Annotated in this window: 13 protein-coding genes, 2 tRNA genes and 1 pseudogene; 9 read left to right on the forward strand and 7 right to left on the reverse strand. The window is 34.6% G+C overall.

Annotated elements, in window-relative coordinates; genetic code table 11:
• The first annotated feature begins 153 nt into the window (after positions 1-153).
• On the forward strand, positions 154-1467 hold the full coding sequence (locus tag OPR35_RS00685; RefSeq protein WP_265024876.1) for a lipase family protein: 1314 nt from the start codon (positions 154-156) through the stop codon (positions 1465-1467).
• A gap of 42 nt (positions 1468-1509) precedes the next feature.
• Here OPR35_RS00685 and OPR35_RS00690 read toward each other — a convergent pair whose 3' ends face one another.
• From OPR35_RS00690 to OPR35_RS00710, 5 genes are all read right to left on the reverse strand, one after another.
• Entirely contained in the window at positions 1510-2337 is an 828-nt protein-coding gene (locus OPR35_RS00690) for a 3'-5' exonuclease (protein ID WP_019236725.1), read from the reverse strand.
• Positions 2330-3214, reverse strand: a complete 885-nt coding sequence (era, locus tag OPR35_RS00695; RefSeq protein ID WP_052264868.1) for a GTPase Era — start codon at positions 3212-3214, stop codon at positions 2330-2332. Before era ends, OPR35_RS00690 begins: the two co-directional genes overlap by 8 nt.
• Before the next feature lie 44 nt (positions 3215-3258).
• Positions 3259-3723, reverse strand: a complete 465-nt coding sequence (locus tag OPR35_RS00700; RefSeq protein WP_265024877.1) for a hypothetical protein — start codon at positions 3721-3723, stop codon at positions 3259-3261.
• Positions 3724-3929: 206 nt separating this feature from the next.
• Positions 3930-4385, reverse strand: coding sequence for a hypothetical protein (locus tag OPR35_RS00705; RefSeq protein WP_265024878.1), 456 nt, complete (start codon positions 4383-4385; stop codon positions 3930-3932).
• A 103-nt stretch (positions 4386-4488) separates the two neighbouring features.
• Positions 4489-4561: transfer RNA gene (locus OPR35_RS00710), tRNA-Gly, on the reverse strand.
• 150 nt (positions 4562-4711) lie between these two features.
• On the opposite strand from OPR35_RS00710, the gene OPR35_RS00715 reads away from it, so the two are divergent.
• The 4 genes from OPR35_RS00715 to OPR35_RS00730 all read left to right on the forward strand — a co-directional run bounded on the left by OPR35_RS00715 (position 4712) and on the right by OPR35_RS00730 (position 6670).
• The gene (locus OPR35_RS00715) at positions 4712-5332 is read left to right on the forward strand and encodes a ribonuclease D (protein WP_264684927.1); all 621 of its coding nucleotides are present in this window, start codon (positions 4712-4714) and stop codon (positions 5330-5332) included.
• 79 nt (positions 5333-5411) lie between these two features.
• Complete coding sequence (trxA, locus tag OPR35_RS00720; protein WP_007302120.1) at positions 5412-5738, forward strand: thioredoxin; 327 nt, start codon at positions 5412-5414, stop codon at positions 5736-5738.
• Positions 5739-5777: 39 nt separating this feature from the next.
• A tRNA-Ile gene (locus OPR35_RS00725) sits at positions 5778-5854 on the forward strand.
• A gap of 561 nt (positions 5855-6415) precedes the next feature.
• Positions 6416-6670, forward strand: coding sequence for a hypothetical protein (locus OPR35_RS00730; RefSeq protein WP_007302118.1), 255 nt, complete (start codon positions 6416-6418; stop codon positions 6668-6670).
• Positions 6671-6685: 15 nt separating this feature from the next.
• Here the strand turns inward: OPR35_RS00730 and OPR35_RS00735 are convergent, their stop codons facing one another.
• Positions 6686-7819, reverse strand: coding sequence for an alpha/beta hydrolase family protein (locus tag OPR35_RS00735; protein ID WP_264684928.1), 1134 nt, complete (start codon positions 7817-7819; stop codon positions 6686-6688).
• A gap of 181 nt (positions 7820-8000) precedes the next feature.
• Here OPR35_RS00735 and OPR35_RS00740 point away from each other — a divergent pair, with 181 nt between their 5' ends.
• From OPR35_RS00740 to OPR35_RS00755, 4 genes are read left to right on the forward strand one after another with little or no spacing between them, the layout of a single operon-like run.
• Entirely contained in the window at positions 8001-8660 is a 660-nt protein-coding gene (locus OPR35_RS00740; protein ID WP_149168679.1) for a CADD family putative folate metabolism protein, read from the forward strand.
• A gap of 22 nt (positions 8661-8682) precedes the next feature.
• On the forward strand, positions 8683-9060 hold the full coding sequence (locus tag OPR35_RS00745) for a dihydroneopterin aldolase (RefSeq protein WP_007302114.1): 378 nt from the start codon (positions 8683-8685) through the stop codon (positions 9058-9060).
• Complete coding sequence (folP, locus tag OPR35_RS00750) at positions 9057-10310, forward strand: dihydropteroate synthase (RefSeq protein ID WP_019236720.1); 1254 nt, start codon at positions 9057-9059, stop codon at positions 10308-10310. The genes OPR35_RS00745 and folP overlap by 4 nt, the downstream gene beginning before the upstream one ends.
• Complete coding sequence (locus OPR35_RS00755; RefSeq protein WP_019236719.1) at positions 10307-10786, forward strand: dihydrofolate reductase; 480 nt, start codon at positions 10307-10309, stop codon at positions 10784-10786. The genes folP and OPR35_RS00755 overlap by 4 nt, the downstream gene beginning before the upstream one ends.
• 279 nt (positions 10787-11065) lie before the next feature.
• Here OPR35_RS00755 and OPR35_RS07475 read toward each other — a convergent pair.
• Positions 11066-11969, reverse strand: a pseudogene (locus tag OPR35_RS07475) (alpha/beta hydrolase family protein).
• Between the last annotated feature and the right edge of the window lie 32 nt (positions 11970-12001).

Raw genomic sequence — 12001 nt, forward strand, 5'->3', positions numbered from 1 at the left:
GTATTATAACTCTATACTTATTCTATGGAAGTAAAATTTACTCAAAGTAAAAGCATAAAAAGATTAAATTATTAATATAAATTGTTGACAATAATATTAATTTGTATTATAGTTGGTAGATTATTGTTTTATTTTTGATAGATTGGGGTACTTATGGATTTTAGTTTTTTACGCAATTGGTTTAGCACTACAGGTGCTGCTACAGGCTCAGAGCCAGGTAATACTGAACAGCCAGACTCTATTTCAGTAGATGATGGCAAATACGAGATGAAAGAATATGACGATGAATTTGAGATCATTGAAGATTATGAATTTATAAATCGTGCTGATCCAAATGAGCCATGTTCTTTACCTTCTGACTATAAAATAGATGAAAGTATTGTAAAAATTGCAGGATTTGATAGAGAGAAATTATTAGAAATGGGTAATTTCTGCAAGATAAGCTATGGCGATGATGATGGTAAATTAAGTAAAAAAAGATGTAACAACCTAGCTCAAAGAGTATACAAAACTGAATTTGAAATTGTAGAAGATTTTGAAATTGTTCCATCTACTGAAAAAATGTATAAAACTAGAGCTGAACTCATCAGCGAAGGTTATGAAATTATTCCATTTGGTAATAGCTTTGAAAAAGATGCTGGTCACGTTTTTATAAAAGGTAAAGAAATAACAATAGCCTACCATGGTACTCGTCTGAGCCAGAGTTTTAATGATGGAATTACTGATATAAATGTACTTTTTGCTACTTCGGAATTTTTACCTGAAGGTGGAAGAATTCATTGTGGTTTCTATAATTCATTTATGGATTCATGGCCTAATCTGTATGGCATTTTGAAATCTCATGCTGAAAAACAGGGATCAGAAATCAAGGATTTTAAAATTAATCTCACAGGTCACAGTATGGGAGGAGCTATTGCTAAGATAGCTGCTTTATGCCTCAATAAAACAGAAGGAGCTGAAGATGTTCATGTTGCAACTTTTGGTGATCCACGAGTTTTTGATCTTACTGCTAGTGAATTTTATAATGATGTTCTTCAAGAAAAAACCATTAGAGTAACTCAACATAGACAAGACCCAGTACCAGCGGTATCACCTGGTATTTGTGGTTATGCTCATGTAGGTGCACAATTGAGAATATCAGTACCTGAAGGATATTTTGTTCATCAAATGGATGGTTATCATGAAGCCATTAAAATAATGGATGAAAAAGATTTCCGATCGAACAATAACGTTTCTCTCTTTTATTACCCTTCGAGAATATTAAGTCGAATTAACTGTGCAGTTTTAGGTAATGCTCAATATTATGCTGCTAATTTAGGTAATTATATTCTTGGTGGACAAAATTTTTTCGAGAAAGTAAAAAAGGAATACCAAGATAAAAACTTAGAAAATTTTTCTAAGCTTGAACAAGCAGAAGTTAAGCAAAGGGCACATCAAAATGTCTTTTCTACTACAAGGAGTTTATAACTACTATACAGAGCAATCATTAGATTGCTCTGTAGCATCTATTCATTTAAATTCAATATAAAAATTTTCACCAGAAGTTATTTTCCATTCTTCTTTAAATTTCTTTAGGTGTTCTTTTTTTTCGCATTCTAAAAGCAGTTCTTCTATGCTCTTATTATAGCTTTCTGTAGTAATTCTTCCTTGATGATGCATAAACCTCAAATAAATCAAATAAGTGTTAATCACATCTGTTTCACAATAATCGCGAATCTCTTGTATTTTGCCACTATCATATAAGTCCATAACTTGTGAACCATCAACTCCAATCTTACCGGGAAGATTAAATGCTGCGCAAACTTCGTTCATCTTCATTCTTGCAGAAGCTCCAAAATCAGAGAGAGATTCAAGCAAATCACAATGCCAATCACTACTGTACCTCTGATTGTAACTATTCCACTTATCGCCAGCTTTGTGAAAATATTCTGCTTGAATGCCATGAACCATAGCACGGTACTTCAGTACCGGTATATCAAAAGTGCGTCCATTGAACGAAACTAGTCTTGGCTTTTTCTCTGATATGTAGTTAAAAAATCCCTTTACTAGCTCTTTTTCATTGGAGTTTACTGTGCCTCCAGATCTTATTTCTTGTAGTGTGAACATTTCATAACCGCTCTGGCGTGTTATATTACAAAGTAAAAAACTAATGACTACAACAAGGTGGAAGGGCTGACGCAGAAAAGAGTTTTGCCCGTTTGTTATTTCAAGATGATATTTTGTTAATGCGTTCCTCTTTTCTTCTACACTGCTATCATCACTAATATTTAGTAAATTCTTGCAGGAATTTACATCTGGTATAGTTTCAATATCAAATACCAACAAAGAATTAAGCATTACTTATATATTCCTCAGGGCGATCAGTCCAAGGTCGCACTTTTACGAACAAAAAGAGATGAACTTTACACTCAAATAACTTTTCCAATTCTGTACGTGCCTCGATATTAATTTTTTTTATGCTACTGCCGTCTTTTCCTAGCACTATTTTCTTATGATTATCTTTCAATACAAATATGATCTGTTTTATGACTAAACTCTTATCTTTTTTTTCCTCAAATTGTTCAGTTATAACAGCTGTAGAGTATGGCAATTCTTCACGTAGGTTCAAGAATAACTTTTCTCTCGTAATTTCCGCTGATAAAAAATCAGCTGAGGAATCAGTTATTTGATCTTTTTCATAAAACCAAGGGCCTATCGGTGCAATTTCAGACAAGTAACTAGTCAGATCAGAAAGTCCATCATTCTTCAGTGCCGAGATCGTAAAAATTTTTTCAAACTTATAAAGCAAATTTAGGTGCTCATGTGCCATCTTGAGCTCTGATTTCTTTACTAAATCAGTTTTATTGATAACCAAAATGCATCTGCCTTTTGTGCGCTCCAGTCGTGCAAATATCGTTTTTATTCTTTCTATATTTTTTAGGTAATTGTTTACATCAACAAGCAACAAAGTAATGTCACTATCCTTAACTGCTCCCCATGCAGATTTGACTAAAGCTTTTTCAAGATTTGTTTCTGCTGAAAACACTCCTGGAGAGTCAGTAAAAACAATTTGCGCATTGTTGCATATAGCAACACCCCTTACCTGCGTCCTTGTTGTCTGCACTTTAGGGGTGACAATTGCAATTTTCTTGCCTACGATGCTGTTAATTAGCGTTGACTTTCCAGCATTTGGCAAACCAGCTATCGTTACAAATAAGCATTTTTGTTCTTTCACAAAGGAAATTATAAAGAAAACTAAATGCTAACGTCAATTGATTATTATATAGCTTTCTCTTCCCCTTTTGAAGAAAAACGCTCAACTATAGGTGATATAATATACTCATTCACTTTTTTAGCTATTGGTTCAATAATACCAAATGCTACAAGGAACCCTGCAATTACTGCTATGGGTGCTATTATTGCACCTGCTAAAGCTGCCGATCCCATTCCAAGCATTATACTTGGAGAAATAGCAGTTGCAGCTGCAGCAAGACCAACTCCAATTGCAGCACTTGCAACAAAGAAACGAGCATGAGTGCAAGCATGAGCATAAGAGAATTGGGATTGTGAGAGTCTCTCACCTGTACAAATGGCAAAGTGTAAGAGTGCAGGAACCGCAGCAACAATTCCACCCATCACCAAAGGTGATAGAGTTGTAAAACTGAGCGCTAAGCCTGTAAGTGCTCCTATTGTTGCTCCTATGCCTAAAACTATTAAACAGACTATAACATCATCTTTTTTCATATACCCCCCCTAAATAATAAATTTCTAAAAAACTTTTAGCTACTTTGAGTATAGCTGAACTAGTTGAATAGGGGAAGGAAATTTTTTATGTTAAAATTAAAGAGCGGGAGAAGGGCCTCGACCTCAACCTTGGCAAGGTTGCACCTTACGAACTTCCACAAGCCACTTATAGGCAAAATAAAAAGCAAAAACCTCGCTTAATTCACTTAAACTCCCTGTTCTTTTGAAGAAAAACGCTCAACTATAGGTGATATAATATACTCATTCACTTTTTTAGCTATTGGTTCAATAATACCAAATGCTACAAGGAACCCTGCAATTACTGCTATGGGTGCTATTATTGCACCTGCTAAAGCTGCCGATCCCATTCCAAGCATTATACTTGGAGAAATAGCAGTTGCAGCTGCAGCAAGACCAACTCCAATTGCAGCACTTGCAACAAAGAAACGAGCATGAGTGCAAGCATGAGCATAAGAGAATTGGGATTGTGAGAGTCTCTCACCTGTACAAAGGGCAAAGTGTAAGAGTGCAGGAACCGCAGCAACAATCCCACCCATTACCAATGGTGATAGAGTTGTAAAACTGAGCGCTAAGCCTGTAAGTGCTCCTATTGATGTAGCTATACCTAAGCGAAATAACATTTCTTTAGTATCGTTGTCCATATAACCTCCTTAATTAATTTTCTAAAAAACTTTTCTAGTATAGCTAAATTTCTTAGATAGATCAATTAATTTTTTTATGATTAAATGTGATTAAAACTCAAAGAGCGGGAGAAGGGGTTCGAACCCTCGACCTCAACCTTGGCAAGGTTGCGCTCTACCAACTGAGCCACTCCCGCAATGAAAATTTACTTATTCTTATTATAGGTGCATATCATAATTTGTAAACCCATGCATATGAAAAATATGGGAGCCAATCTTCTATGATCTTTTCGTATACTTAAAACTCATTTTTGATTATTGTATGTGTCATAAAACATATTAAATTTATGAGAATATTTGTATATAAAGACGACCTGCCAGCCAGTGCAATACCGAATGATATAAAATCTATAGCTGTTGATACAGAGGCAATGGGGCTACTGCATAGCAGAGATAGATTATGCCTTGTTCAGCTCTCTTTCAATGATGGCAACGCTCACTTAGTTCAATTCAAAAACGATTATACAGCTCCAAATTTGAGAAAAATATTAGAGGATAAAAATATAACCAAAATATTTCACTTTGCGCGATTTGATGTGAGTATAATACATTACTACCTTCAAACTTGGTCACTGCCTTGCTATTGCACGAAAATAGCCTCACGTTTAGTTCGCACCTACACAGATAATCATAGCTTAAAAGAGTTGTGCTTAGAACTACTTGATATAAAATTAAATAAGCAACAACAATCTTCTGATTGGGGAAATGAAAATTTAACAGACAAGCAAAAAAGTTATGCTGCATCTGATGTTTTATATCTCCATAAAATAAAGGAAAAGCTAGATTTAATGCTAGAACGTGAAAATAGAAAAGAATTAGCCGAAAAGTGCTTTGAATTTCTTCCTACTCGTATTGAGCTAGATTCAATGGGTTGGGGGAGTGTAGATATCTTTAATCATCATATGTAATCACTTCACTTGAATCCAGAAAAATTTAGTTGATCAGCTGTTAATTGATACGCTATATTTATAAAAATTTAGGTATTTTATGAGTGATGATATTAAAGCGGTAAATGATCAAAATTTCGAATCTGAAGTTGCTAACCACAAAGGATTTGTGCTGGTAGATTTTTGGGCAGAATGGTGTGGACCATGCAAAAGTCTGATGCCACGTATCGAGCAATTGGCTGAGGATAGAAAAGGCAAGATCAAGATCTGCAAGTTCGACATAGATGGAGAAACTGAGGTGCCAAGTAAGTATGGAGTTCAATCTATACCTACTTTAATCATATTTCAAGATGGTAAGGAAATTGCACGCAAAATTGGCGCAATAAATGATTTACACAGTTGGGTTGATAGTGAAATAAGCGAGTAGACAAATTTCCTTTTGCGTGTATTATAGGTGTTGATAAAAGGGATTGTAGCTCAGTCGGTTAGAGCAGTTCGCTCATAACGAATTGGTCGTAGGTTCGAGTCCTACCAATCCCACCACTATTGATACAATTGCAAGGCCTACTCTCTTAGATAAGCTTTTTGCCTTATTAAAGTACTTGGTTGTTAGTGTTTGAAAACTCCATGATATTAGATTTCTTGCATAACTGGAATTCAAAAGTTCCAGCGCGGTTTTCTTATTGGATCTCAGCTGGGATGACGCCTGGTTATGAAAGAAATCTATTGTCAAAAAAAATTACTTCCGCGTATTTTGAATCTGATTATAATGACAATTAGAGATATTTTAAGAGCTCAAATTTGTCTGCAGACTTTCAATTAATCTTTCAATAAAAAGCGTGCTCTTCAGCTTATATCTGTCGTGTGTGCGCTGCATTTTTTTCTAATCTTTTTATACAGGAGGATTTTATGTCCAGAATTCCAGATATTTGACCTTTACCTTAGCTAATAACAGGCGCCTGTGGTTTTTATAAAGAAAGTGTAGGAAATAACCAAAAACTTTTTCCAGGCATAAATTTGCCATGTATACCTAAAAAGTAATTATATTAGCATAATGTTCATACTTATATGCTAATATTAATATTATTAAAATTGAAGAATATTATGGAACAACAAGCATCAAACAAAGAGAAAGGGATTGAATTTAGATATAATCAATGTAATCAGAAATGCCATTCCTACAAAACAAAACGGACAGACCAAGAATGCCTAGATAAATGCTATGAGAAGTACGTTTCTAAACTTTATCCACAAATTAGTGAGAAATTATTAGCTAGTGAAAACAATCTCTATGATGAAAGCGAAAAATTATTGCTTATAGCAAATGAAATACACAATCAAGATGCAATGTTTTTTTAATCACAAAAGAAACACTTATTTCAATATTTGAAGAGATGTTAGCTTTTTAGATATATTCTGACTTATTGAATAATTCTTTAAATTGGTAAAATACTGTTTCTTTTCCTCTATTTCTTTTTCACTATTCTTTCCACATATCGCTTCTGTTTTTATCTCTGGTTGTTTCTCTTGATTGAGAGAGCCCTTCTTTTCAAAATAATTATCTGTGAATTCTAAAAAGAGTGAAATTAACTCAGGAAGAGTGTATTTATGTTCACTTGATGAGCACAATTCTGTAATCGGAGAAAAGTGAATATCATCTGCCTTAATAGGTAGTAACGATAGAAACTTATTCCAGCATTTTCTCATTACTCCAACTTCAGGTTCAAGATTTTTTATTTTAGCTAAATTAGTATTCTCCATGAAAAACTCTTTGTATTGCTCAAAACCTTCAAAAGTTTCTTTTTTTTGGTAGTTTTTTTTCCTATGACTTTTTTCTATGTCAGAAATTTTAGTACCTATATTTGCCTGCTTACTAATAAAGCCATCGTTCTCTAGATTAAAACAAATTGTGTATGGAGTAATATCGTTTACTATTGTATGTGGCTTAAAGTGCCAACCAAAGCATTTGAGTATGAATTTTATTATAGGAGGAAATAGCCATTTAGGTTTTGATATGTGTAGTAATTTCACTACAAGTTTTTTGAATGAGCTAAAGGATTTATTGATAACGCATCTTAAATGAACATTGTCATCTTTTTTAAACTTTTTATAAACCTCTGCAGCTATTGGTCCTCCAGCACAGCTTCCATACAGTACTATATTGTCTGGGTGAATGCCTTGCTTTAGAAGATCTGAAATGACTGCAATTCCTGCATTTACTCGATTTTGACCGTTTAAAGAATGACCTTTGCTTTTTCCAGAACCAGGAAAATTAATAAGGTGAACATCCATACCTGCTTCAGCTGCCCAATTCCATTCACTTTTGTCTTCATCTGGCTCTTTTTCAAAAGTATATGTAAGCCCTGGAAAGTAAACTATATGCTTTTTCTTTCTGCTATCTGCACTGCTCTTCGAGTTTGACATCACTATCTTTTGAATTCGCATTCCATTTTGAACTTCTACGAACTCTTCCCTAATTTTTATTGTATTTTCTTCTGTTACTTTCATTTTGCGTTTTTCACTATATTGATTTAATAATACATGAAATTTTAGAAAAAATCAATTTTTACTAAAAAATTAACTTATAGCGTATCTATCTTTATATTTATTGGAATTAAGGTAGTAATGGGAAATGTCTCTTGACATTTGATAAACCTAAACGTAGCCTAAAACAATTTAGTGTTTATTTATGACATTTGTTCAATCACTTAATAATCAATTAGATAGTTTACACTTATTAAAACACCCATTTTACGAGTCATGGAATGAAGGTAGCTTAAGCCTGCAGGCTCTTCAAACCTATGCTAAGGAATATTATCACCATGTTGCTGCTTTCCCTCGTTATATCAGCGGTATACATTCTTTATGCCCCAATCTAAAGATGCGGCAAGTTTTACTTGGTAATTTAATAGAGGAAGAACAAGGCGATGAGAATCACCCAGAATTATGGCAGCGTTTTGCTGAAGGGCTCGGAGTAGCAAGGGTTGATCTTCTTGAAGATGCACAGGTTAAGGAGACGCAAGAATTAGTTGACGGTTACTTTGACATTGTAAAATCAGATTTTGCAGCAGGTCTTGGAGCTCTGTACGCTTATGAACGTCAAACTCCAGAGGTTTCTAAATCTAAAATTGAAGGTCTAAAAAAACACTATTCAATAAATGATGAGCGTCCTCTCAAATTTTTTACTGTTCATATGGAAGCTGATGAGTGGCATTCTGAAGAATGTGCAAACCTTATTGCAGATTTAAACGAAGAAGAACAAGAGAAAGTTATGCAAGGCGCTGAAAAAGGAGCAAAACTCTTATGGGGTTTTCTTGATGGCATGATGAATGTTGATGTTTGTCATTAATTATAAGTAGATACTAAATTCAGTGGTAGCATGTAATCTTCTTATATCTGATTTACGGCTTTGGGTTCATTTGGGATGTAGTGCAGAAGAGAAGTTTTCTCCCCAATTGGTGAGTATTGACGTTGATTTCACTTTTAAATCTCCTCCTTCAGGGCTTACAACTGATCAACTTAAAGATACTATCTGCTATTTGGAAGTAGTGCAAAATATTCAATCTCTTGTTCAGGGCAAGCAATTTAATTTAATCGAGCATTTAACTCATGATATATACAGGATGATTAACGACCTTTTTATGCAAAAAGAGCATTCTGTCAGGGTGACTACTCACAAAATCGCACCACCAGTTCCTGGTGTGCATGGGGGCGTTTTTTTTACTTACTGTAATGAATTGCAAGAATGATCTATATTTCTATTGGATCAAATATAGGGAATCGCCTTTCCCATTTACAAAGAGCTACTGAGTTACTAAAGAAGCGCTATTTAAAAGACTTAAAGTCTTCGATCATTCTAGAAACTAAGGCTATTTTACCAAATGGTGCTCCACCTGATTGGAACAAGCCATTTCTCAATATGATTGTCTATGGAAGTTGTTCTTCTTCTCCTGAGGAGCTACTAAAAGGCTTAAAACAAATCGAATGTGATATTGGTCGTCCACAAGTCTACGAAAAATGGGCACCTCGTGTTATTGATTTAGATATTTTGTTATGGGATGATCTAACGCTTGATACACCTGATCTTAAAATTCCTCACCCAGAATTGGTAAACAGGCCATTTTTGATCCACTTGATGGCAATGGTTAACAAAACATTTGCTTTCAATGTTCAAGACTGTTTTTCAAAGAGTTTTACGATTTCACCAAAGCTTATGGGTATTGTCAACATTACCCCTGATTCATTTTCAGATGGTGGTCTTTATTATGATGCGAATCGAGCAACCAAGCAGGCATTGCAGCTGGTATCAGATGGTGCAAGCATAGTTGATCTTGGAGCTCAATCAACAAGGCCTGGAGCTTCAATAAAGACGCCAGAGGAAGAGTATGAACGTCTAAAACCAGTACTTGATAATCTTAGCGACTATATGAAAAATGGTGATATTGAAGTCAGCATTGATAGTTTTTGGCCAGACGTTATTTTAAACGTTTTGAAGCACTACAATATTGCCTGGGTAAATGATCAGAAGGGAGATCTGAGTAGTAATACCTTAAAAGAAGTTGCTAGCAGTGGGTGTAGTGTCGTTATTATGCATTCACTTTCGATACCACCACATAAGGACAATATTATTCCACATGATATTGACCCAATTGATATCATAAATAATTGGGCAGAGGAGAGCATTAATAGGTTACTTGCCCTTGGTTTTGATGAAAGTTCAATAATTATTGATCCTGGTATTGGTTTTGGCAAATCTATGTATCAGAATATTCAGATTTTACGCAGTATAGAAACTTTACAAAATTTTGGCTGCAAGGTTTTAGTTGGCCATTCCAGAAAGTCATTTATTTCCTCTTTTTCCATAGAATCTCCCTCTAATAGAGATTTAGAAACAATTGCTATATCTGCTATACTGCAAAATAAGGTTGATTTCCTTAGAGTGCATAATGTACGCGACCACATGAGATTTTTTGTAGCCCAAGCTGTCTTAAAGGGATGAAGATTATTGGAATTATGGCTGTTGACCCTAATGGGGTAATTGGAATAAATAATGATTTGCCCTGGCGTTATCCAAGTGAGTTTAAACATTTTTGTCAAGTAACCGACAAGCAAGTTATTGTGATGGGAAGAAAGACATTTGAAACCGTGCCTCAGAGTATACTAAAGAATCGTACACCTATTGTTTTCTCCCGTAACAAGTGTTTTAATAGAGGCCCAAAATGTACTGTTGTCTCTTCCATGAAAGAATTTCTGTCAATTCAAAGTAGTTCTCAAGTCTTTGTGATTGGTGGGGCACAAATAGCACACCTTTTTTTAGAGCATAACCTAATCTCAGAATTTATTATGACTGAAATGCATAAAACTTATAAAGGTGATACGTATTTCAATTTAGCACTCCTTGATCAGTGGAATAAAACTATTCTCACTAAAACTAAAGACTATACTATATGCAATTGTGTCCGTTCAGCAGAGTAGTAAAATAAGGTAGGCGAGAAAAGACAACTATCAGTGCATGACACTGGCTCCTTTATGATGGTCAGTGCCCAGAAACTGGCATCCAGTTAAATTTATGGATCTCAGTGTTAGCTACTTAAATAACAGGGGAGAGCTACTAAATGACATCTTCAATTTCTGTACAGCTACATCGCAAGAAAGGAAGCACTGGCTTTCACATTAGCAAATTCCCTGAATAGATGAATACAATTTAATGCATAATGAAGTGTGACCTTAGCCAAAAAAAAAGCAGCAAAAAAGTTAACGCGTTCTAGACGTAACTTTACTAAGTACCATTTCTCTTAATTCTTCAGTCAGTGTGCCACTATCCAAAACACTGTTATGAGGATCATCTCCATATATAAACAGATCATCACGAATCTTAATCGGATTACCATTTAATAATTGATCACCTCTTATCGCATTTACCAATTGTGCAGGCAGTGGTATTAATGTGTCTCTTGCGTGATTAATAATTACTATTGGCGTTTTTTCATTTTGTGACTTTTGCAAATTATCTGCTATATCAAAGTCTAAAGCGAAGGCTTTTAGTATTCTTTTTAGTAGGAATAAAGGCAGTATACTCAAAATTTTCGTTTGAGGCATTGGAAAATGCTCTATTGCTGTATGAAAAGAACTAAAAGTGCTAGTGAAGACGATTCCTCCAAGTTTAACATCTCTATTCGCAAAATGCCTTGATACTTCCGATGCAACTGCTCCTCCAAAAGAATGACCGAAAAGTATAATATTTTCGGGTTTTACACCTTGATATATTAGTTGATCAATTTGCTCTATTGAAGACTTGAATAACTTTTGATCCTTATTTAGAAACGGAATCATGAGTAGGAATATAGATAAAAAAACACAAGCTGAAGCTGATAAGACTGCCAATCCAGCTGTTCTAGCTGTTATTGGATTAGTGAGCAGTATGACAGTAGGTGGCAATATTGATGCTAGTAAGCATACGAAGCTGGTTAAGGCATAAGTTACTATAATTTTGAAATGCAGCCGGGTATTTGTGTGCATGAGTGTGAAAATTAGGTATATCATGGTGGTGCATGAGCTCAGATTGCATATCTTTACAGAATGTAGTTGCATTTTTATAATTATCCCCTAACCCATGAAAGAATATAAGATGTATTTCTTTTTCTTTAGTGTTAGGCATTATTTTCACTATTAAATATTTTCAATTATATA

Origin of the sequence: Wolbachia endosymbiont (group B) of Protocalliphora azurea (genome assembly GCF_947251865.1) — a bacterium.
In the GTDB taxonomy this organism is placed as follows: Bacteria; Pseudomonadota; Alphaproteobacteria; order Rickettsiales; family Anaplasmataceae; genus Wolbachia.